The 20,100-nt window shown below is 58.3% G+C and carries 22 protein-coding genes and 1 tRNA gene; 5 read left to right on the top strand and 18 right to left on the bottom strand.

Annotated features, from left to right (window positions below; genetic code table 11):
* Positions 1 to 7 precede the first annotated feature (7 nt).
* The 4 genes from CAF87_RS18545 to iolC are packed head-to-tail and all read right to left on the bottom strand — an operon-like array spanning position 8 to position 5,221.
* Entirely contained in the window at positions 8 to 1,510 is a 1,503-nt protein-coding gene (locus tag CAF87_RS18545; RefSeq protein WP_085732510.1) for a CoA-acylating methylmalonate-semialdehyde dehydrogenase, read from the bottom strand.
* Positions 1,511 to 1,540: 30 nt separating this feature from the next.
* Positions 1,541 to 2,350, bottom strand: a complete 810-nt coding sequence (gene iolB / locus CAF87_RS18540; RefSeq protein WP_085732509.1) for a 5-deoxy-glucuronate isomerase — start codon at positions 2,348 to 2,350, stop codon at positions 1,541 to 1,543.
* Positions 2,347 to 3,240 carry a myo-inosose-2 dehydratase gene (iolE, locus tag CAF87_RS18535; RefSeq protein WP_085732508.1) on the bottom strand — a complete coding sequence of 298 codons (894 nt, stop codon included), beginning with the start codon at positions 3,238 to 3,240 and terminating at the stop codon, positions 2,347 to 2,349. The genes iolB and iolE overlap by 4 nt, the downstream gene beginning before the upstream one ends.
* 43 nt (positions 3,241 to 3,283) lie before the next feature.
* On the bottom strand, positions 3,284 to 5,221 hold the full coding sequence (gene iolC, locus CAF87_RS18530) for a 5-dehydro-2-deoxygluconokinase (RefSeq protein ID WP_085732507.1): 1,938 nt from the start codon (positions 5,219 to 5,221) through the stop codon (positions 3,284 to 3,286).
* 310 nt (positions 5,222 to 5,531) lie between these two features.
* Here iolC and CAF87_RS18525 point away from each other — a divergent pair, with 310 nt between their 5' ends.
* Both CAF87_RS18525 and CAF87_RS18520 read left to right on the top strand, forming a co-directional pair.
* A complete protein-coding gene (locus CAF87_RS18525) occupies positions 5,532 to 6,452 on the top strand; it encodes a MurR/RpiR family transcriptional regulator (RefSeq protein WP_085607793.1) in 921 nt (306 codons plus the stop codon).
* 117 nt (positions 6,453 to 6,569) lie between these two features.
* On the top strand, positions 6,570 to 7,691 hold the full coding sequence (locus CAF87_RS18520; RefSeq protein WP_085732506.1) for a Gfo/Idh/MocA family protein: 1,122 nt from the start codon (positions 6,570 to 6,572) through the stop codon (positions 7,689 to 7,691).
* Between the two features lie 143 nt (positions 7,692 to 7,834).
* Here the strand turns inward: CAF87_RS18520 and CAF87_RS18515 are convergent.
* The 9 genes from CAF87_RS18515 to thrS all read right to left on the bottom strand — a co-directional run bounded on the left by CAF87_RS18515 (position 7,835) and on the right by thrS (position 15,290).
* Positions 7,835 to 7,911: transfer RNA gene (locus CAF87_RS18515), tRNA-Pro, on the bottom strand.
* An 89-nt stretch (positions 7,912 to 8,000) separates the two neighbouring features.
* Entirely contained in the window at positions 8,001 to 8,357 is a 357-nt protein-coding gene (locus tag CAF87_RS18510; RefSeq protein WP_003179985.1) for a MerR family transcriptional regulator, read from the bottom strand.
* Positions 8,338 to 8,640: an integration host factor subunit alpha gene (ihfA, locus tag CAF87_RS18505; protein ID WP_002553164.1), complete on the bottom strand. Its 303-nt coding sequence runs from the start codon at positions 8,638 to 8,640 to the stop codon at positions 8,338 to 8,340. The genes CAF87_RS18510 and ihfA overlap by 20 nt, the downstream gene beginning before the upstream one ends.
* A gap of 3 nt (positions 8,641 to 8,643) precedes the next feature.
* On the bottom strand, positions 8,644 to 11,022 hold the full coding sequence (gene pheT, locus CAF87_RS18500) for a phenylalanine--tRNA ligase subunit beta (RefSeq protein ID WP_085732505.1): 2,379 nt from the start codon (positions 11,020 to 11,022) through the stop codon (positions 8,644 to 8,646).
* A gap of 26 nt (positions 11,023 to 11,048) precedes the next feature.
* On the bottom strand, positions 11,049 to 12,065 hold the full coding sequence (gene pheS, locus CAF87_RS18495; protein WP_085732504.1) for a phenylalanine--tRNA ligase subunit alpha: 1,017 nt from the start codon (positions 12,063 to 12,065) through the stop codon (positions 11,049 to 11,051).
* A 109-nt stretch (positions 12,066 to 12,174) separates the two neighbouring features.
* Positions 12,175 to 12,531, bottom strand: coding sequence for a 50S ribosomal protein L20 (gene rplT / locus CAF87_RS18490; RefSeq protein WP_007913489.1), 357 nt, complete (start codon positions 12,529 to 12,531; stop codon positions 12,175 to 12,177).
* A gap of 30 nt (positions 12,532 to 12,561) precedes the next feature.
* On the bottom strand, positions 12,562 to 12,756 hold the full coding sequence (gene rpmI, locus CAF87_RS18485; protein WP_002553160.1) for a 50S ribosomal protein L35: 195 nt from the start codon (positions 12,754 to 12,756) through the stop codon (positions 12,562 to 12,564).
* A 60-nt stretch (positions 12,757 to 12,816) separates the two neighbouring features.
* Positions 12,817 to 13,368, bottom strand: a complete 552-nt coding sequence (infC, locus tag CAF87_RS18480) for a translation initiation factor IF-3 (protein ID WP_170929631.1) — start codon at positions 13,366 to 13,368, stop codon at positions 12,817 to 12,819.
* Entirely contained in the window at positions 13,368 to 15,290 is a 1,923-nt protein-coding gene (gene thrS, locus CAF87_RS18475) for a threonine--tRNA ligase (RefSeq protein ID WP_085732503.1), read from the bottom strand. Before thrS ends, infC begins: the two co-directional genes overlap by 1 nt.
* 371 nt (positions 15,291 to 15,661) lie before the next feature.
* Here thrS and CAF87_RS18470 point away from each other — a divergent pair, with 371 nt between their 5' ends.
* Positions 15,662 to 15,961, top strand: coding sequence for a hypothetical protein (locus CAF87_RS18470; protein ID WP_085712030.1), 300 nt, complete (start codon positions 15,662 to 15,664; stop codon positions 15,959 to 15,961).
* 292 nt (positions 15,962 to 16,253) lie between these two features.
* Positions 16,254 to 16,466, top strand: coding sequence for a cold-shock protein (locus CAF87_RS18465; protein ID WP_003179963.1), 213 nt, complete (start codon positions 16,254 to 16,256; stop codon positions 16,464 to 16,466).
* Positions 16,467 to 16,538: 72 nt separating this feature from the next.
* Here the strand turns inward: CAF87_RS18465 and CAF87_RS18460 are convergent, their stop codons facing one another.
* Together CAF87_RS18460 and CAF87_RS18455 are read right to left on the bottom strand one after the other, a co-directional pair.
* On the bottom strand, positions 16,539 to 16,856 hold the full coding sequence (locus CAF87_RS18460) for an I78 family peptidase inhibitor (RefSeq protein ID WP_085732502.1): 318 nt from the start codon (positions 16,854 to 16,856) through the stop codon (positions 16,539 to 16,541).
* 166 nt (positions 16,857 to 17,022) lie between these two features.
* Positions 17,023 to 17,328, bottom strand: coding sequence for a hypothetical protein (locus CAF87_RS18455; protein WP_085732501.1), 306 nt, complete (start codon positions 17,326 to 17,328; stop codon positions 17,023 to 17,025).
* A gap of 132 nt (positions 17,329 to 17,460) precedes the next feature.
* Between CAF87_RS18455 and CAF87_RS18450 the strand changes: the two genes are divergently transcribed.
* On the top strand, positions 17,461 to 17,673 hold the full coding sequence (locus CAF87_RS18450) for a hypothetical protein (RefSeq protein WP_085712027.1): 213 nt from the start codon (positions 17,461 to 17,463) through the stop codon (positions 17,671 to 17,673).
* Between the two features lie 33 nt (positions 17,674 to 17,706).
* Here the strand turns inward: CAF87_RS18450 and CAF87_RS18445 are convergent, their stop codons facing one another.
* Genes CAF87_RS18445 through rbsK form a run of 3 tightly spaced genes read right to left on the bottom strand, consistent with a single transcriptional unit; the run spans position 17,707 to position 20,098 of the window.
* Positions 17,707 to 18,735 (bottom strand): nucleoside hydrolase, encoded by a 1,029-nt coding sequence (locus CAF87_RS18445; RefSeq protein ID WP_085732500.1) that lies wholly within the window; start codon positions 18,733 to 18,735, stop codon positions 17,707 to 17,709.
* 44 nt (positions 18,736 to 18,779) lie between these two features.
* The gene (gene rbsD, locus CAF87_RS18440) at positions 18,780 to 19,184 is read right to left on the bottom strand and encodes a D-ribose pyranase (protein ID WP_085732499.1); all 405 of its coding nucleotides are present in this window, start codon (positions 19,182 to 19,184) and stop codon (positions 18,780 to 18,782) included.
* Positions 19,181 to 20,098 (bottom strand): ribokinase, encoded by a 918-nt coding sequence (gene rbsK / locus CAF87_RS18435; protein ID WP_085732498.1) that lies wholly within the window; start codon positions 20,096 to 20,098, stop codon positions 19,181 to 19,183. Before rbsK ends, rbsD begins: the two co-directional genes overlap by 4 nt.
* Positions 20,099 to 20,100: the final 2 nt, after the last annotated feature.

The raw sequence follows: 20,100 nt of genomic DNA, 5'->3' as shown, positions 1-20,100 counted from the left end.
AGATGAGTTATTTGGCCGTCGGCATGCTGAATTCCGGCCCCTTGGCAATGCTGTCGGGCCAGCGCTGCATCACGCTTTTGTAGCGGCTGTAGAAACGAATGCCTTCTTCCCCGTAGGCGTGGTGATCGCCGAACAGCGAGCGCTTCCAGCCTCCGAACGAGTGCCAGGCCATGGGCACCGGAATGGGCACGTTGATGCCGACCATGCCGACCTTGATGCCGCGGGCGAAGGCGCGGGCGATCCCGCCATCGCTGGTGAAGCACGACACGCCGTTGCCGAATTCATGGGCGTTGATCAACGCCACGGCACTGGCGAAATCCGGCACGCGCACGATGCCCAGCACCGGGCCGAAGATTTCCTGTTGATAGATGCTCATGTCGGTGGTGACGTGATCGAACAGCGTCGCGCCGACGAAAAAGCCCGCCTCGGCCCCCGACACCTTGAAGCGGCGGCCGTCGACAATCAGCTGCGCGCCCTGGGCCACGCCCTGATCGATAAAGCCTTCCACCCTGGCCTTGTGTTCGGCGGTGACCAGCGGCCCCATGTCGTTATCGCCTTGCAGACCGTTGCCGACTTTCAACTGATCGATGCGCGGCAACAGTTTGGCGATCAATTGATCGCCGACTTCGCCGACCGCGACTGCAATCGAAATCGCCATGCAGCGCTCACCGGCCGATCCGTAAGCGGCGCCGATCAAAGCATCCGCCGCTTGATCCAGATCCGCGTCGGGCATGACGATCATGTGATTCTTCGCGCCGCCCAGCGCCTGCACCCGCTTGCCGCGCGCGGTGGCCTGCTGGTGGATGTACTCGGCAATCGGCGTTGAGCCGACAAAAGAAATCGCCTCAATGTCCGGGTGCTGCAGCAAGGCGTCGACCGCCGTCTTGTCGCCCTGGACCACATTGAACACGCCGTCCGGCAAACCGGCTTCGGTCAACAGGCGAGCCATCAGCAAACTGGCGGACGGATCGCGCTCGGACGGCTTGAGGATGAAGCAGTTGCCGGTGACCAGCGCCAGCGGAATCATCCACAACGGCACCATCACCGGGAAATTGAACGGCGTGACCCCGGCGCAGACGCCGAGCGGCTGACGCAGGTTCCAGTTGTCGATGCCGCCGCCGATGTTGTCGCTGAACTCGGTTTTCAACAGGTTCGGCGCACCACAGGCGTACTCGACGATTTCAATGCCTCGGGTGACTTCGCCCTTGGCGTCGGAAAACACCTTGCCGTGTTCGCGGCTGATGATTTCGGCCAGTTCGTCGTGATGACGATCAAGCAATTCCTTGAACTTGAACATCACCCGCGAACGGCGCAGGGACGATTGCTCGGACCACGCCGGGAAAGCCTTCAGCGCCGAAGCAACGGCAGCGTCCACGGTCTTCTGGCTGGCCAACCCAACCCGCGCCTGAACAGAGCCGGTGGCCGGATTGAAGACATCGCTGAATCGTTCGCTACCGTTGTCCTGCACCTGACCGTCGAGGTAATGGCCTATGACCGGGGCGTCGCTCATTGTTCTTGTTCTCCGTGCGAAAGTTGGAATTCAGAGATCCAGCAGCCAGCTGTGCTGCGGGTCGTTATGGAACTGCCAGACGCGTTTCGGCCCGGCCATCACGTTCAGGTAGTAGGACTCGTAGCCATACGGCACGCTGACCGGGTGATAGCCCCTGGGCACGACGACGAGGTCGCTGTTTTCCACGGCCATGGCTTGATCGATGCTGCGGTCGTCGGTGTAGACCCGCTGGAACACGAAGCCTTGGGGCGGGTTGATCTGGTGGTAGTAGGTTTCTTCGAGGAAGCTCTGATGCGGCAGGTCGTCGGTGTCGTGTTTGTGCGGCGGGTAGCTCGAGGAATGCCCCGACGGCGTGCGCACTTCCACCACCAGCAGCGAATGCGCCGGCTCGCTGTCCGGCAGGATGTCGCAGACATAGCGGGTGTTGGCGCCCTTGCCGCGCACGCTGCGCTTCATGGTTTCAGGTCTGATCAGGCGCGGGCCCAGGTCCGTGATGGTCGAACCGGGAGCGGCGCAGACCGCCACTTGCGCATCACTCAACGCCACCACTTGAGCCTGACTGCCGGGTGGCAGGTACGCGGCGAACGGAGATTTATCTTCGAACACCGACTGGCGATCACCGATGTTGTCCCAGCTGAACGTACCCTGCCCCGGTGCTTCGCCGTGGATGCCGACCCGACCGCTGAGCAGCACCAGGCACAACTCTTTGTCGCCCGCCGCGACAGGCAAGGTTTCACCCAGGCTCAAGCGATAGGCGGCGAATCCCACGTATTGCAGTTCACCTTCAGCCAACTCGACCATGGTCCGGCCACGGGCATTGCTTTTGACCAGCAGGCTCATCGTGCAGCCCTCTCGTCGAGCAGCGCACGCAAGGTGTCGAAGCCTTTTTTCGCGTAGACATAACTCGGTGCCACTGCCGGATCCTGCTCGGCCTCGACCACCAGCCAGCCGTGGTAATCGGCCGCCAGCAGCACGTCCAGCAACTCGGCGAAGTCGATGTCACCATCCCCCGGCACGGTGAAGGTGCCGTTGATGATGCAGTCGGGGAAACTCCACAGATTGTTGCGCGCCAGTTGCACCACCGGTTTGCGCACGTCCTTGAAATGCACGTGGCAGATGCGCGACAGGTGTTTGCGCAGCACCTGCAAGGGTTCACCGCCGCCCATGTAGCAATGGCCCGAGTCGAACAGCAGCCCGACTTCATTGCCGGTCAACGCCATCAGGGTGTCGATGTCCGACGGCGATTCGACGTAGGCGCCCATATGGTGGTGGTACGCCAGACGCACGCCCTGGGACAGGGTGAAGCGTGCCAGTTCGGTCAGCTTGTCGGCGTATTGTTGCCACGCCTGTTCGGTGTGAAAACGCGGGCGTTCGACCAGCGGAATTCGCTGGCCCTGAATGGAATCGGCGACTTCACCGTAAACCAGCACGTTCGCGCCGTTCTTCGCCAGCAGCTCGACATGGCTGGCAATCGCGTCGATTTCCTCGGCCACCGAACGCCGCGCCAAACGACTGGAATACCAACCGGACACTAGGGCCAGGTCATACGGACGCAGTACATCACCAACGCCTTTGGCGTCCTTGGGAAACTTGCCGTTGAGTTCGAAGCCTTCATAACCGATGGCCTTGCCTTCGCTGAGGGCGGTGCTCAGCGGTGTTTCACCGCCGAGGGACGGCAGGTCGTCGTTGCTCCAGGAAATCGGGTTGATGCCAATTCGGATAGCGGGCATGGCTGCACCTTTTATTGTTATTTCTAGAATGTTCAACCGCGGCTCAGGCCCGGGCCGTTCGCCAGGCATCGATCAGTTCGACGAAGGTGCCCTGTACCTGGCGGATCAGCGTCTCGTCATCGATTTCCCCGGCCAGCCAGGCGCGGCTCGGCTCCTGGAAAATCGTCCGGCCCACGGCAAACCCGCGGCAGGTCTGGCTCTGACTGGCCTGCTGGAAGCCTTCGGCCAATGCTGATGCCGGGGCATTCAGGCCCAGCAGCACCACACCTCGGCAATAGGGATCGCGCGCCTGGATCAGTTCGTCGAGCTGTTGCCATTGCTCGGCACTCTGCGCTTCGATCTTCCACCACGCCGGATAGATGCCCAGGTTGTAGAGGCGCTTGAGCGCGCGATACAACACGTCGGGATGCGCTGAGGGGTGATCCTTAGGCGGGATGATTTCCAGCAGCAGTTCATGACCGCTGACCTGCGATGCTTGATACAGCGCCTTGATCTGCGCTTCCTGCTCCAGGCGCAGCATCGGTTCGTCGTCCGGGTGGAATTGCACCAGGCATTTGATGATTTGCTCCTGCGGCCAGGCGATCAGGTTGCTGCCGATCGAGCGCCCGTGTTCGAAGGCCAGCGGCCGCGAGCCCTGCATCTCGACCGGCCGCGCCACCCACCAGCCACGACCGGTCGCGGCGTTCAGCGAGTCCTGACCGAAACGCTGATCCGCCAGCAGCCCGACATCGGCTTCGATGCCCTGCTCGCGCAAATCACTTTCGACCCGCTCCACGGCCTTGATAAACAGTTGCTTGAGTTCACCGATGGCGCCGAGGTCGCGTCCGCCCTTCTGGGCCAGTTCCACCAGTTGCCCGCGATGGTCGAAGGCAAAGATGAACAGTTGCTTCCACTGTTTGCGCGGCACACTGACCTGATGCAGGCGTTGCAGGGTGGCGTCCTGATCCGGCCGGGTAATCGGTACCGGGCTGCTGAACAGGTAATCGAGTTCGGCCCGGGTCGGCATCGCCGGCGCGCAGGCATGGCGCGACACCACCAGCCCCCCGCAGGCATTGGCCAACTGGCAGCAACGCTCGTCGCTGGCGTCCTCCAGCCAACCGCTGAGGAAACCCGACATGAACGCATCGCCGGCGCCCAGTACGTTCAGCACTTCAACGCGCACCCCGGGATAAATCGCGCCGTCTTCAAGACGCGCCGGAATCTCTCCGTGAATCACCGTGCAACCTTGCGGTCCGAGCTTGACCACCAGGGTTGCCGCGCTCAATCGCCGGACATTGCGCAGGGCGGTGAGCAAATCCTCGGAACCGCCGGCCATCAGAAACTCTTCTTCGGTCCCGACCACAAGGTCGAAGCGCGGGAGGATTTGTTGCACATGCTGAGTGACATTCTGATCGGCAACGAACCGGGTTTCGCCGTCCGCCTTACCGGCGACCCCCCACAGGACCGGGCGGTAATCGATGTCCAGCACCCGTTTGACATTGTGCTTTTCGGCGTAGTCCAGCGCCTGGGTGCTCGCCTTGTAGACGCCGTCGGTGGAGAAATGAGTGCCGGTGATCAGCAAGGCTTTGCTGGAGGCGATAAAGGCTTCGCTGATGTCTTCGGCCCGCAGCGCCATGTCGGCGCAATTCTCACGGTAGAAGACCAGGGGAAAGGTTTCCCGATCCTTGAGACCGAGCAGCACCATGGCGGTCAGTCGCTGCGGATCGACCTTGATGCCGCTGACATCGCAACCTTCACGGGCCAGGGATTCAATCAGGAAACGCCCCATGTGATCGTCGCCGGTGCGGCTCAACATCGCCGACCTGAGCCCCAACCGGGCGGTGCCGAACGCGATGTTGGCGGAGGAGCCTCCAAGGTATTTGGCGAAGCTGCTCACATCCTCCAGCCTTGCCCCGACTTGCTGCGCATAGAGGTCGACGCCAAGGCGTCCGAGGCAAATCAGATCCAATTGACGTCCACTGGCAAAACGAGTCTGGCCCATGCTGGCTCCTGTTATTTTTATCAGCCTGTGCCCGACGCGGTGACCGCGCCGGGCACTCTTGGTGGATGCAGACTAAAACGAGCCGGATCGAACAATCAATAAATATTCCAATTATTTTTCACATGGAATATTTTTTCCAATAAACTTCAGTGCAGGCGCTCCAGACACAGTGCATCGTTTCAGCAGGCATCCTGCTGGCGCAAGCTCAAGATTTTGTCCGGGCCGAGCCTGTAGACTGCGCACAGCCAACCTATTGTCAGGGGACGATACGTACAACCGTCCCTATAAGAACAAGCCAGAAGGATTATTTATGTCCCGCACCGATCAGCCGGCTACCGCCGAGAGCACGCCCGAGAGCGATCTTGCCAGCCCCCCGATCAATGCCGAGCGTCTGCTACAACTCATTACCACTGAATACGAAAGCCTTCCGCGCCAGCTCAAACGTATCGCCAGTTACATGAGCCAGCAGAGTGATCGGATCATGGTCGACCGCATCAGCGACATCGCCCGCGAGTGCGAAGTGCACCCGTCGGCCATCGTGCGTTTTTCCCAGCGTTTCGGTTTCAGCGGTTTCAGTGAAATGCAGGCGCTGTTCCGCGAGGCGTATACCCACAAAGCTACGCCGGTGCAGAACTACCAGCAGCGCATTCGCAGCATGATCGCCAACAAGTCGCAGAAAGCCAGCGGCGGCGACCTGGCCCGCGAATGCATCGACGCCACCCTGTCGGGCATCGAACGTCTGGGACAGGAACTCGATGACCAGGCCTTCGAAAAGGCCGTGGACCTGGTGGTCAATGCCGACAATATCTACGTGGTCGGCGTGCGCCGCTCGTTCGCGGTGGCCGATTATCTCGTCTACAACCTGCAACACACCAACAAGCGCATCCATTTGGTCTCGGGCCTCGGCGGCAGCTATCGCGAACAGATGCGCAGCGTGCGCGCCAATGATCTGGTGATCGCCATCAGCTTCACGCCGTACGGCAAGGAAACCCAGCACTGCCTGCGCATCGCCCAGCACCATCAGGCGAAAACCTTGATCATCACTGACAGCAATCTCTCGCCATTGGCCAAGCGCGCCAACACTTTGCTGCTGGTCAACGAAGGCAGTTCGTTCGCGTTCCGCTCCTTGAGTGCGACCCTGTGCCTGTGCCAGGCACTGTTTATCGCTGTGGCTTATCGACTGGAGTTGAAGGTGGACGAGATTCACGAGCAGGTCGGGTTTGAAGACTGAGCAGATCGCCATCCCAGCAAATACGGCAATTCAAAATATTTATTCCATTATTTGAATGACGGGAATATTTATTCTATAACCAGGATCTCTGAAAACAAGAACTCAAAGGATCCTGTCATGCGTGAACTCGGAATCGGCCTTATCGGCACGGGCTTCATGGGGCGCGCCCACGCCCTGGCCTTTCGCAATGTCAGCGGGGCATTCGAACTGCCCTTCACCCTTCGCCTGGCCGCCTTGGCTGACGCCGATCCCGCACGCGCAAAAGCCTGCGCCACCGCCTGGGGCTTCGAGCAGGCCCATGGCGACTGGCAGAGATTGATCGACGACCCCAAGGTCAACCTGATCGCCATCACCACACCCAATCACCTGCACTATCCGATGGCCATGGCCGCCCTTGCCGCTGGCAAGCCGGTGTACTGCGAAAAGCCGCTGGCGGTGAATCTTGAGCAAGCTCATGCGATGCACGTGGCGGCGAAGCATGCGGGCGTCGTCACCCGGGTCGGCTACAACTATCAGCACAACCCGATTATTGGCCTGGCACGCGATCTGATGCTGAGTGGCGAACTCGGCGAGATCATCAGTTTTCAAGGTGAATTCAGCGAAGACTTCATGGCCGATCCAGCCTCCCCCTGGTCGTGGCGCTGTGAACCCGAACATGCCGGTGGAGCACTGGCGGATCTGGGCAGCCACCTGCTCGCCATGGCGCGCTACCTGCTGGGCGATGTCGAAGCGGTGTGCGCCGATTCCCAGACCGTCCATGATCAACGACCGGCCACAACCGGCAGTCAGGAACAACGCCGCATTGGAGTCGACGATCAGACCCACGCACTATTGCGCTTTGCCAGTGGTGCGCGCGGCACCTTCAGCAGCAGCTGGCTCAAGCATGGCTACAAGAATCATCTGAGCTTCGAAATCAGTGGCACCCGAGGCACCTTGGCGTTCGATCAGGAGCGCCTGAACGAGCTACGCCTGTGTCGCGCCGGCCAAGGCGGCTTCCAGCGTTTACTGGCCGGACCGGACTTGCCCGGCTACGCCGCATTCAGCCCGGCGCCGGGGCATCAGTTGGGTTACAACGAATTGAAGACGCTGGAAGTGCATGAACTGATCGTAGCGTTGGCCGGGAACGGGCAAACCGGGACTGATTTTGAGGAGGCGTTTGAAGTGGAGAGGCTGGCGACGGCGATTCGGATCGCGGCTGAAGAGCGGCGCTGGGTGTCTGTTAGTGAAGTCACTGGCTAGTTTTGTGCGGGTACAAAAAAGCCGATCTGGATGATCGGCTTGAGTGTCTGCCTTCGATGAGGAGGAGAACTGGATCCCCTGCAAAAGTCACTGTGCATGAAAAAGCCCAACTCACTAAAGTTGGGCTAAGTCATTGAATTATATGGTCGGGACGGAGTGATTCGAACACTCGACCCCTAGCACCCCATGCTAGTGCGCTACCGGACTGCGCTACGCCCCGACTAGGCGTGAAACTCGTTCTTCACCTCGAAGAACGCTCAAGAATATATCGCAAGCTTTTGAAAACTGGAAGTATTTAAAAGCAGGAAATTATTTCTTGAGCACCACCAACACATCTTCGAGCTCGGCGATCATCTGGCGGATCATTTGCTTGTATTGGGTGGTGTCGTCTTTGGCTTCATCGCCGGACAGACGCAGGCGCGCGCCGCCGATGGTGAACCCCTGATCGTAAAGGAGCGCGCGGATCTGCCGGATCATCAGCACGTCCTGGCGCTGATAATACCGGCGGTTTCCGCGGCGTTTGACGGGGTTGAGCTGAGGAAACTCCTGCTCCCAGTAGCGCAGCACGTGCGGTTTTACCGCACACAGCTCGCTGACTTCACCAATGGTGAAGTAGCGTTTGCCCGGGATGACGGGTAGTTCGTCGTTATGACTTGGTTCCAGCATAAGCCTCAACTCGGGCCTTCAACTTCTGCCCTGGACGAAAGGTGACCACACGGCGAGCCGTGATCGGGATTTCTTCCCCCGTTTTCGGGTTGCGGCCAGGCCGCTGGCGTTTGTCCCGAAGGTCGAAATTGCCGAAACCCGACAATTTGACTTGCTCGTTGTCTTCAAGAGCGTGCCTGATTTCCTCGAAAAACAATTCAACCAATTCCTTGGCTTCCCGCTTGTTCAGGCCCAGCTCTTCATACAGACGTTCCGCCATCTCAGCTTTCGTCAAAGCCCCCATACGTCACTTCCTTAACGTGGCGTTCAACCTTTGTTCGAGCGAGGTGAGGATATTTTGCGTCGTCGAATTCACCTCATCGTCATTAAGAGTGCGCGATGGATGCTGCCAGGTCAAGCCGACTGCGAGGCTTTTTCTATCAGGATCAATACCTTTACCTTGATACACGTCAAATAGCCTGAGGTCTGTCAGCCATTCGCCTGCATTTTCACGGATTACGTCCAGTACAGCCGAGGCTGCAACGTCTTTGTGCGCAATCAGTGCCAGGTCACGACGCACTTCAGGAAAGCGCGACAACTCATGGAATTTCGGCATTTTACCCAGAGCGACTTCAGCCAGAACCAGCTCGAATACGAAGACCGGACGGTCGAGACCGAGGGATTTCGACAGTTCAGGGTGAATCGCACCGATAAAGCCGACTTCACGCCCTTCACGCTCGATGCGCGCGGTTTGACCCGGGTGGAGCGCTGGGTGCTTGCCCGGAGTGAAAGTGAACGAATCCAGCGCACCGGCAAAACCCAGCACCGCTTCCACGTCAGCCTTGACGTCGAAGAAGTCGACGGTATCACGACCTTGCGCCCAACCCTCCGGCAGACGGCTACCGCAGACAACACCGGCCAGCATCGGCTCTTGCTTCAGGCCTTCCAACTGACCGACGAAGCGCAGACCGCTCTCGAACAGACGGACACGATCCTGCTGACGGTTGAGGTTGTGCTGCAGCGCCTTGACCAGGCCCGGCCACAGCGACGAACGCATGGCGGCCATGTCATTGGAGATCGGGTTCGCCAACAGCAGCGGCTCGACACCTGGATTGAACAGCTCGAATTGCTTTGGATCGATGAAGCTATAGGTGATCGCTTCCTGATAACCACGAGCAACCAACAGACGACGCAGCTCCGGTAGATCGCTGCGCGCTTCAGCCTTGGCTTGCGGCGCCAGACGAGCTTGCGGGTAACGAACCGGCAAACGGTTGTAACCGTACAGACGCGCCAGCTCTTCGATCAGATCGACTTCCAGGCTGATATCGAAGCGATGGCTTGGCACTTCTACGCGCCACTGCCCTGCTCCCTCGGCGGAAACTTTCAGACCCAAAGCGTTGAGCAGACGCTCGACTTCGGCCGAATCCATTTCCATACCCAGCATCTGGGTGATGCGCTGAGCACGCAGAGTGATCGGCGCGATCGACGGCAAGTGCTGCTCGCTGACGGTTTCGATGATCGGGCCGGCTTCGCCACCGGTGATTTCCAGCAGCAGGCCAGTGGCGCGCTCCATGGCTTCACGGGCCAGTTGCCAGTCCACGCCACGCTCGTAGCGGTGCGAAGCATCAGTGTGCAGACCATAGGAACGAGCCTTGCCCGCCACAGCGATCTGGTCGAAGAATGCACTTTCAAGGAACACGTCGCGAGTGGTCGCGGATACACCACTGTGCTCACCACCCATCACGCCGGCAATGGCCAGAGCGCGAGTGTGGTCGGCGATCACCAGCGTATCGCTACGCAGGCTGACTTCCTGGCCGTCGAGCAGAACGAGCTTCTCGCCCTCTTCCGCCATGCGTACACGAATGCCGCCGTTGATTTCAGCGAGGTCGAAAGCGTGCAGCGGCTGACCGAGTTCGAGCATCACGTAGTTGGTGATATCGACCGCGGCATCAATACTGCGGACTTCAGCACGACGCAGGCGCTCAACCATCCACAGCGGCGTAGGCTTGGACAGGTCAACGTTGCGGATGACACGACCCAGGTACCGTGGGCAGGCGGCAGGCGCCAGCACTTCGACCGAGCGCACTTCGTCGTGTACGGCAGGAACCGTGAGAACCACAGGACGAGTGACCGGAGCGTCGTACAACGCGCCGACTTCACGCGCCAGACCGGCCAGGGACAGGCAGTCGCCGCGGTTCGGGGTCAGGTCGACCTCGATGCTGGCGTCTTCCAGATCCAGATAAACGCGGAAATCTTCGCCCACCGGCGCATCGGCCGGCAGCTCCATCAGACCGTCATTGCCCTCACCGACCTGCAGCTCGGTTTGCGAGCACAGCATGCCGTTGGACTCGACACCACGCAGCTTGGCTTTCTTGATCTTGAAGTCGCCCGGCAGCTCGGCACCGATCATCGCGAAAGGAATCTTCAGGCCCGGACGCACGTTTGGTGCACCGCACACGACCTGGAAGGTTTCCGCGCCATTGCTGACCTGACACACACGCAACTTGTCGGCATCCGGGTGCTGCTCGGTGCTCAGCACCTCGCCCACCACCACGCCACTGAAAGCACCGGCGGCCGGCGTAACGCTATCGACCTCAAGACCGGCCATCGACAGACGGGCAACCAGCTCGTCGCGATTTACCTGCGGGCTAACCCAGCCACGCAGCCATTGTTCACTGAATTTCATCCTGCTCTCCTAAGAATTCGTTACGACTAGCGAAATTGCGCGAGGAACCGCAAGTCGTTGTCGAAGAACAGACGCAAGTCGTTCACGCCGTAACGCAGCATGGCCAGACGCTCAACGCCCATGCCGAAGGCAAAGCCCGAGAACTCTTCCGGATCGATCCCGGACATGCGCAACACGTTCGGGTGAACCATGCCGCAGCCCATCACTTCCAGCCAGCCAGTCTGTTTGCAGACGCGGCAGCCTTTACCGCTGCACATCACGCACTCCATGTCGACTTCAGCTGAAGGCTCGGTGAACGGGAAGTACGAAGGACGGAAACGCACGGCCAGTTCTTTTTCGAAGAACACTCGCAGGAACTCTTCGATCGTGCCTTTGAGGTCGGCGAAGTTGATATCGCGATCAACCAGCAGGCCTTCGACCTGGTGGAACATCGGCGAGTGGGTGATATCGGAGTCGCTGCGATACACACGGCCTGGGCAGACGATGCGGATCGGCGGCTGTTGCGATTCCATGGTGCGGACCTGTACCGGTGAGGTATGGGTGCGCAACAGCATGTTCGCATTGAAATAGAAGGTGTCGTGCATCGACCGGGCCGGGTGATGGCCTGGGATGTTGAGCGCTTCGAAGTTGTGATAATCGTCTTCGACCTCAGGGCCTTCGGCAATGCCGTAGCCGATATGGGTGAAGAACTGTTCGATACGTTCCAGAGTCCGGGTTACCGGATGCAGACCACCGGAGGTCTGACCACGGCCCGGCAGGGTTACGTCAATGGACTCGGCGGACAGTTTGGCAGCCAGTTCGGCTTCCTCAAACAGAGCCATGCGCGCATTGAGAACGCCTGTGACACGTTCCTTGGCAACGTTGATCAGGGCGCCGACCTGCGGACGCTCCTCTGCCGGCAAATTCCCCAGGGTCTTCATCACCTGAGTCAATTCACCCTTTTTGCCAAGGTATTGAACCCGGATTTGCTCCAGGGCATTGATATCTTCAGCGCTTTGCACAGCCTCTAGTGCTTGAGAGACCAGCGCATCCAGGTTTTCCATGTACAGACTCCAGATACAAAATAGGGGAAGAGCTTGAAGGCTCTTCCCCTATTTATGACGTTTACCACCTGCCCTCACAGAGGTGAGGTCGGGTGACTGTCGGGGGTACTTAAGCCAAGGTGGCTTTAGCTTTCTCGACAATCGCGGCAAACACCGCTTTTTCGTTCACTGCCAGATCAGCCAGAACCTTACGGTCGATCTCGATGGACGCTTTTTTCAGGCCAGCGATGAAACGGCTGTAGGACAGACCGTTAACACGAGCACCAGCGTTGATACGAGCGATCCACAGAGCGCGGAACTGACGTTTTTTCTGACGACGGTCACGGTAGGCGTATTGGCCTGCCTTGATTACCGCTTGCTTGGCAACACGGAATACGCGCGAGCGAGCGCCGTAGTAGCCTTTAGCAAGTTTCAGAATTTTTTTGTGACGTTTACGGGCAATGACGCCACGCTTTACACGAGCCATGAGTTACTTCCTCTATTCTTGATCCAAAAATTAACGAAGGCGCAGCATGCGCTCGACTTTTGCCACGTCAGACGGATGCAGCAAGCTGCTACCGCGCAGTTGACGCTTACGCTTGGTCGACATTTTGGTCAGGATGTGGCTCTTGAAAGCGTGCTTGTGCTTGATACCGTTAGCAGTTTTCAGAAACCGCTTAGCAGCACCACTTTTGGTTTTCATCTTTGGCATGTTCGGATACTCCGCATTCAGTTGATAAACATAATCAGAAGGCCTGCCGTGCCCTGTTGATTACTTCTTCTTTTTCGGGGCGATGACCATGATCAGCTGGCGTCCTTCCATCTTAGGATGCTGTTCGACCGAACCGTACTCGAGCAGGTCTTGTTCAACCCGCTTGAGGAGTTCCATCCCCAGCTCCTGGTGGGCCATCTCACGGCCGCGGAATCGCAAGGATACCTTGGCCCTGTCCCCGTCACTCAGGAAACGTACCAGGTTGCGCAGTTTTACCTGGTAATCCCCTTCCTCCGTCCCTGGACGAAACTTGATTTCTTTTACCTGAATCTGCTTCTGGTTCTTCTTCGCCGCAGCAATCTGCTTCTTCTTTTCGAAGATCGACTTGCCGTAGTCCATCACACGGCAAACCGGTGGGACTGCGTCTGCGGAGATTTCTACCAGATCAAGCTTTGCTTCTTCAGCGATACGAAGCGCTTCATCAATCGAGACGATGCCAATCTGCTCGCCGTCAGCGCCAATTAACCGAACCTCGCGTGCCGAGATATTCTCGTTGATCGGGGCTTTCGGTGCAGTTCGTTTATCTTGTCTCATTTCACGCTTAATAATAATTACTCCGAATCTGGGCGACCACGCCGGGAAACCGCTTGCGCGAGAAACTCAGCGAACTGGGCGACGGGCATCGAGCCCAGGTCAGCACCTTCACGAGTACGCACAGCGACAGTCTGCATCTCGACTTCCTTATCCCCAATAACCAAGAGATATGGAACCTTGAGCAAAGTATGCTCGCGGATTTTAAAGCCGATCTTTTCATTTCTCAAGTCAGACTTGGCACGAAACCCGCTTTCGTTGAGAGTTTTTTCGACCTGAGCAACAAAATCTGCCTGTTTATCAGTGATATTCATGATCACTGCCTGGGTTGGCGCCAGCCACGCAGGGAATGCACCTTCGTAGTGCTCGATCAGAATCCCGACGAAACGCTCGAACGAACCGAGGATCGCACGGTGCAACATGACCGGATGCTTGCGGCTGTTGTCTTCGGAGACGTATTCGGCGCCGAGACGCACTGGCAGGTTGAAATCGAGCTGCAAAGTACCACATTGCCACACGCGACCGAGGCAATCTTTCAGCGAGAATTCGATTTTCGGACCGTAGAACGCTCCCTCACCCGGCTGCAGATCGTACGGCAGGCCAGCACTGTCAAGTGCAGCAGCCAGTGCCGCTTCGGCGCGATCCCACAGCTCATCGGAGCCAACGCGTTTTTCCGGACGAGTGGACAGTTTCATCTCGACGTCGGTGAAGCCGAAGTCGCGGTAAACATCCATGGTCAGCTTGATGAACGCAGCGGATTCAGCCTGCATCTGCTCTTCAGTGCAGAAGATGTGGGCGTCGTCCTGAGTGAACGCACGCACACGCATGATGCCGTGCAGCGCACCCGATGGTTCGTTACGGTGGCAGGCACCGAACTCGGCCAGGCGCATCGGCAGCTCGCGGTAGCTCTTCAGGCCCTGGTTGAACACCTGCACGTGGCAAGGGCAGTTCATCGGTTTGATGGCGTAGTCGCGGCTTTCCGACTCAGTGGTGAACATGTTGTCGGCGTAGTTGGCCCAGTGCCCGGATTTCTCCCACAGGCTGCGATCAACGACTTGCGGCGTCTTGATTTCGAGATAGCCGTTGTCGCGCTGCACCTTGCGCATGTACTGCTCGAGTACCTGGTACAACGTCCAGCCATTCGGGTGCCAGAACACCATGCCCGGCGCTTCTTCCTGGGTGTGGAACAGGCCCAGGCGCTTGCCGATCTTACGGTGATCGCGTTTTTCAGCTTCTTCAATACGCTGGATGTATGCAGCCAGCTGCTTCTTGTCAGCCCAAGCAGTGCCGTAAACGCGCTGCAGTTGCTCGTTCTTGGCATCACCGCGCCAGTAGGCGCCGGACAGCTTGGTCAACTTGAAGGATTTCAGGAAGCGAGTGTTCGGCACGTGCGGACCGCGGCACATGTCGACGTATTCTTCGTGATAGTACAGGCCCATGGCCTGCTCGTTCGGCATGTCCTCGACAAGGCGCAGCTTGTAATCTTCGCCGCGAGCCTTGAAGACTTCGATCACTTCGGCGCGCGGAGTGACTTTCTTGATGACGTCGTATTCGGTATCGATCAGCTGTTGCATGCGCTGCTCGATGGCAGCCATGTCGTCCGGAGTAAAAGGACGTTCGAAGGCGATGTCGTAATAGAAGCCTTCGTCAATGACCGGACCGATGACCATTTTGGCCGTCGGGTACAGCTGCTTGACCGCATGGCCAACCAGGTGAGCGCAAGAGTGGCGAATGATTTCCAGCCCCTCTTCATCCTTTGGCGTGATGATTTGCAGCGTTGCGTCGCTGTCGATGATGTCGCAGGCGTCGACCAGCTTGCCGTTGACCTTGCCGGCCAGGGTGGCCTTGGCCAGGCCTGCACCGATAGAGGCAGCGACTTCGGCTACGGAAACCGGGTGATCGAATGAACGTTGACTGCCGTCGGGAAGAGTAATAGTTGGCATGGCGCCTCCTCTCCTAGTGGTGACCCCTACCAAAGGTCACGTGGGTTGGGATGAGCCAGTACAAGATCCGATCCAGGCCATTCAATGACGAACGCCTGCCTTACAGCGGCAGGAGCCTTGCGGCCAACCGGAAAACCGAACCAGAGTGACTGGGATTCAAATCAGAGTATTCGTACGCTGCCGCCACCGGGACTGAAGGTCATCCGGAGCCTGCGAACGCCCGAGTCGGCCATGCTAGCACAGATGAACGGTCACACACGCACTCTGGTTTTACCGGCAGGCAAATCGTCAGTTTTATGCCAGAGTGATGAACTTGATCGGCCACTCAGCCATCAGATAACAAGACATCGACCCACAAGGAGCATCCTCGCATGCGTCTGAACACCCTATTCGCCGCAGTCGTCCCTTTAGTTCTGCTGTTGCCGCTGAGCGCGCAGGCTGCATGGCCGAAAGGCGTCAAAGAGCAATACATGAACGACTGCACAAAAGCGGCCAGCCAAAGCGTCAATCCGACCGTAGCCAAACAACATTGCACCTGTGGAGCTGATGTCCTGGAGAAGAAATTCACCACACAGGAAATCTCTCAGCTGATGGACAAGAACACCCCGCCCAGCGGTGAGCTGGGTCAGCGCGCACTGAAGGAAATCTCGGTTTGCCGAGTGCAGAAATAGCCCCTGGCGAGCGGATTTACGGGCATTCAGCGAGCGAAAAACGGCCAGAATGCCCCTGAATCCGATATTTTATGCAGGTTTTATAGCTTTTTTTACACCCCGCCGAATTGGCTGAAAGCCTCTGAAACCGGGGGTTACAGACATTCAAACTGTCGAGACGTCTGCAATATGAAAGCAAACAGCACGTCCGGGGGGCTACCAAAGCGAACATTTCGACTATGATACCCCGGTGTGCCCAGTTGGCCTGAGCAGCACAGTACTACTGAAAATATATGTTTCTTGGAGATACACCATGTCTAATCGCCAAACCGGCACCGTTAAATGGTTCAACGATGAAAAAGGCTTCGGCTTCATCACTCCTCAAGGTGGCGGTGACGACCTGTTCGTACACTTCAAAGCTATCGAATCTGACGGTTTCAAAAGCCTGAAAGAAGGCCAGACCGTTTCCTTCGTGGCTGAGAAAGGCCAAAAGGGTATGCAAGCTGCACAAGTTCGCCCAGAGTAATTTCCCGGCGCACTAAAAAAACCCCGTCCATGTGACGGGGTTTTTTATACGCGTGACAAAAGTCTGTACAACTCAGCCGCAGCTTGCCCGGGTGACCAGCAGATTATTGTCGGTATTGAGGTTCAGCCGATCAGACCGGTACTCAAGGGTGATCATGTCGTCAGGCTTGAGGAACCGGGCATTCTGCGCTCCGGCCTTTTTGCGCGCCTGCTCCAGCAATTCCGGCGAAGCCTTTTTGCCAACGGCGAACTCTGCAGCGGTTGCCTCGCAACGACTGTGACCGGTTTCGGTCGCCACGGGATCCTTCTGCGACTCGCTGGACGTGGTAGTGCAGCCAGCCAGCATGGCAACCGCCATCAGAGTACCCAGTGACGCGAGCTTCCAAGGCATGAAGCCTCCTTTTTTCAATAGTTGAGCGAACATCGTGCGACCGCCAATACAGCGTTTGGTTTCATGACCTGCGTCACGCCCCTGCCCCACGATCAGAAAAACGGCGAGTTTGCCTCAGCAACGCCTGATACTTCCTTACACAATCGTCACTGAATATGACCAGTGCTCAGTAGACGTCAATGTAGTCATAGGGCGGGTTCGGCCAATTGTCCTTGAGCGCGTTGAATATCTGCATCACCCAGACCTCGTCGCTCGCCGCAACGTTACCCACATAGCCCGAACCCTTGGCCCAGGTTTCCAGGCGAAACGACAGCCCGTCGATATCCTGACCACCCGTGACACCCGAAGAAATATAGGCGATGCCGCCCTTGGTCACGCGCAACTGGGTGTGCTCGTCGTCACTGGCTGAAGCCAGCAACAGACGCACAGCGTCCAGCGTCAGGCCGTCGGGGGAATTCAAATCGATCTGCACAGCTCAGTCCTTGGTTTTTTCGGATACGACCAAGTGTCGCATAGCCCTGCGCTCATGCCTAAGTCGCAGTGCCAAACGCCAGACAACGTGGTTAACTCAAGACTCAAATCCTGCGACCTGCCGAGCCCCATGATGACGACCGTAAGCATCTCAGCTGACATCAAGGCCCACTGGCCACAAGGGCACAGCTCTTACAGTCCGGGCAGCCCGGAGGAATTGGCATTGATCAGCATCGACCTGCTGGTCAAGACACTGGGAACGCAAGCCGCGCAATCATTTATCGCCCAGCTGTTCGAGAAGTATCCGGATGACTTCAAAGGCACATCGGACATCGAGAAAGAATAAAGGCCCGCGGGTTCGCACCTGCGGGCCTGTTGCTTACTTCAGACGTTTCAGGCGTTCGGTCAACAGATCGAAAAAGCCTTGAGCATCACCATTTTCCACCCAGAAGGCATTTTTCGGGGCTTTCAGGCCGTCATACCAGTCGACGATGGTCTGCCCGAAGGTCGGACCTTCACGGCTATCAACCACCACGTTCACCGAACGGCCGGTGAACAGTTCTGGCTTGAGCAGGTAAGCCACGACCGTGGCGTCATGCACCGGACCACCCGGAATGCCGTAGTGCTCCATATCGCCCTTGATGTACTCGTTGAGGATATCGCCGACAATCTTGCTCGCATTGTTGTTCAGCGCCGCGATCTGCTTCAGGCGTGCATCGCTGGTGAGGATCTTGTGGGTCACATCCAGCGGCAGATAAGTCAGTTTCACACCGCTTTTGAGCACGACTTCAGCCGCTTGCGGATCGGCATACAGGTTGAACTCAGCCACCGGCGTGATGTTGCCGCCGTTAAAATGGGCGCCGCCCATGATGACCACTTCCTTGATGCCCTGAACGATTTCCGGCTCCTGGATCAGCGCTAGCGCCAGGTTGGTTTGTGGCCCAAGCATGGCAATGGTGATGCTATGCGGCTTGGCTTTTTTCAGGGTGTCGATCAGGTAGTTGACCGCATTGCCTTCAGCCAGGCCTTTTTTCGGTTCGTGCACGGTGACACCCGACAGGCCTTCCTTGCCATGGATGTTCTCGGCGTAGATCGGTGTACGCATCAACGGTTTCGGTGCGCCGGCGTAGACCGGCACCTCTTCGCGCCCTGCCCACTCACGGGCCAGTCGCGCGTTGCGAGAGGTCTTGTCGAGACGCACGTTGCCAGCCACGGTGGTCAGCGCGCGAATATTCAGTTCCTCCGGCGATGCCAGAGCAAACAACAGGGCCACCACATCATCGGCACCCGGATCGGTATCGATGATCAGATCGATCTTTTCCGCCGCCTGGGCGCCGGTCGCGGTTATCACGGACAAAAGCAGCAGGCTCCGGATCAGTTGGTGAATTTTTTGAGCATAGCGGTGCATGGCGCATTCCTTGTGCATTTGAAATTGAAAGGGACTGAACCCCTTTAAAACGTAACCCCGGCCACCAGCACGATGTTGCAGTACGGCTGACATTCGCCTGTACGAACAATCGCTCGTGCCTGTCGGCTGAGAACCTTGAATTGCTCATGACTGAGCAGATCGCGTCGCCCGATTGCACCTTCTTCATTCAATGCGTCCAGCGAAGCCAGCGCAGTGGGTTGTTTGTCGAAGATTTCCTGGGCTAGCACATGACTCTCCACCTGCATTTCGCTGAGCACGACCTTCAAGGTGGTGACGAAATCCGGAATACCGTGGGTCAGCGTGAGGTCGATCAACTCGACGCCCGGCGGCACGGGCAAGCCGGCGTCGCCGATCACGACCATGTCGCCATGGCCAAGGGAGGCGATAAGCCGAGACAGCGCGACATTGAGCAAAGGAGTCTTTTTCATGCGGGTTTGAACGCCTGTACGTCGGACGAAGTGGGAATGGACGGCTGGGCACCCGCCCGAGTAACAGACAGCGCCGCGGCTATCTGACCAAAACGAATGGCCTCGACTTCAGTTTTGCCAGCGGCCAGCGCCGCCGCGAAACCGCCGACGAAGGTATCCCCGGCAGCCGTGGTATCGACCGCTTTCACTTTGGGTGCAGGAAAATGCTGGCTACCCGAGCCGTTGGCGAACAATGCCCCCTGAGCACCCAGCGTGACGATCACGTTGCCCGCCCCCATGGAAATCAGCTGGGCAGCCGCTTTTTCAGCGCTTTCCAGCGAATCAACCGGTAAACCGCTGAGGGCAGCAGCTTCGCTTTCATTGGGAATCAGGTAATCGATGGAGGCAAACCAGTCTGCAGGCAGCGGATGGCTGGCCGGGGCCGGGTTCAGGATGACCGTCTTGCCTAGTTCGCGACCGCGCTTGAGCGCATGACCGACGGTGGCATCGGGAACTTCCAGCTGACAAATGATCACATCCGCCGCCTGCAGCACCGCGTCGAATTGGTCGATCACCGCTGGCGTCATCGAGCCGTTGGCCCCGGCAACGATGACGATTGCGTTCTGACTGTTGTCATCGACCACAATCAGCGCTACGCCACTGGAGTCCTCGACCACGCTGACCGCCTGGCAATCGATCTGCTCGACCAGCAATGCCTCGCGCAATTGCACGCCATAGTCGTCATTGCCGACGCAGCCGATCATCGACACTCGCGCCCCCAGCCGGGCAGCGGCCACCGCCTGGTTGGCACCCTTGCCACCCGACACAGTGGCGAACGAATGACCGATCAGTGTCTCGCCACCCCGAGGCAAACGAGGCGCCCGGGTGACCAGGTCCATGTTCAGGCTGCCTATTACCACTACATTTGCGGGCATAC

It is taken from the genome of Pseudomonas sp. R38(2017) (assembly GCF_002112395.1).
Classification (GTDB): domain Bacteria; phylum Pseudomonadota; class Gammaproteobacteria; order Pseudomonadales; family Pseudomonadaceae; genus Aquipseudomonas.
The sequence above is the reverse complement of the archived record's forward strand: the minus strand, read 5'-3'. Positions and strand labels throughout refer to the sequence as shown.

Excerpts from the sequence above, each read along its gene's own strand:
- CAF87_RS18545 (WP_085732510.1), bottom strand. The coding sequence starts at position 1,510 with ATGAGCGACGCCCCGGTCATAGGCCATTACCTCGACGGTCAGGTGCAG.
- iolB (WP_085732509.1), bottom strand. The coding sequence starts at position 2,350 with ATGAGCCTGCTGGTCAAAAGCAATGCCCGTGGCCGGACCATGGTCGAG.
- iolE (WP_085732508.1), bottom strand. The coding sequence starts at position 3,240 with ATGCCCGCTATCCGAATTGGCATCAACCCGATTTCCTGGAGCAACGAC.
- iolC (WP_085732507.1), bottom strand. The coding sequence starts at position 5,221 with ATGGGCCAGACTCGTTTTGCCAGTGGACGTCAATTGGATCTGATTTGC.
- CAF87_RS18525 (WP_085607793.1), top strand. The coding sequence starts at position 5,532 with ATGTCCCGCACCGATCAGCCGGCTACCGCCGAGAGCACGCCCGAGAGC.
- CAF87_RS18520 (WP_085732506.1), top strand. The coding sequence starts at position 6,570 with ATGCGTGAACTCGGAATCGGCCTTATCGGCACGGGCTTCATGGGGCGC.
- CAF87_RS18510 (WP_003179985.1), bottom strand. The coding sequence starts at position 8,357 with ATGCTGGAACCAAGTCATAACGACGAACTACCCGTCATCCCGGGCAAA.
- ihfA (WP_002553164.1), bottom strand. The coding sequence starts at position 8,640 with ATGGGGGCTTTGACGAAAGCTGAGATGGCGGAACGTCTGTATGAAGAG.
- pheT (WP_085732505.1), bottom strand. The coding sequence starts at position 11,022 with ATGAAATTCAGTGAACAATGGCTGCGTGGCTGGGTTAGCCCGCAGGTA.
- pheS (WP_085732504.1), bottom strand. The coding sequence starts at position 12,065 with ATGGAAAACCTGGATGCGCTGGTCTCTCAAGCACTAGAGGCTGTGCAA.
- rplT (WP_007913489.1), bottom strand. The coding sequence starts at position 12,531 with ATGGCTCGTGTAAAGCGTGGCGTCATTGCCCGTAAACGTCACAAAAAA.
- rpmI (WP_002553160.1), bottom strand. The coding sequence starts at position 12,756 with ATGCCAAAGATGAAAACCAAAAGTGGTGCTGCTAAGCGGTTTCTGAAA.
- thrS (WP_085732503.1), bottom strand. The coding sequence starts at position 15,290 with ATGCCAACTATTACTCTTCCCGACGGCAGTCAACGTTCATTCGATCAC.
- CAF87_RS18470 (WP_085712030.1), top strand. The coding sequence starts at position 15,662 with ATGCGTCTGAACACCCTATTCGCCGCAGTCGTCCCTTTAGTTCTGCTG.
- CAF87_RS18465 (WP_003179963.1), top strand. The coding sequence starts at position 16,254 with ATGTCTAATCGCCAAACCGGCACCGTTAAATGGTTCAACGATGAAAAA.
- CAF87_RS18460 (WP_085732502.1), bottom strand. The coding sequence starts at position 16,856 with ATGCCTTGGAAGCTCGCGTCACTGGGTACTCTGATGGCGGTTGCCATG.
- CAF87_RS18450 (WP_085712027.1), top strand. The coding sequence starts at position 17,461 with ATGACGACCGTAAGCATCTCAGCTGACATCAAGGCCCACTGGCCACAA.
- CAF87_RS18445 (WP_085732500.1), bottom strand. The coding sequence starts at position 18,735 with ATGCACCGCTATGCTCAAAAAATTCACCAACTGATCCGGAGCCTGCTG.
- rbsD (WP_085732499.1), bottom strand. The coding sequence starts at position 19,184 with ATGAAAAAGACTCCTTTGCTCAATGTCGCGCTGTCTCGGCTTATCGCC.
- rbsK (WP_085732498.1), bottom strand. The coding sequence starts at position 20,098 with ATGCCCGCAAATGTAGTGGTAATAGGCAGCCTGAACATGGACCTGGTC.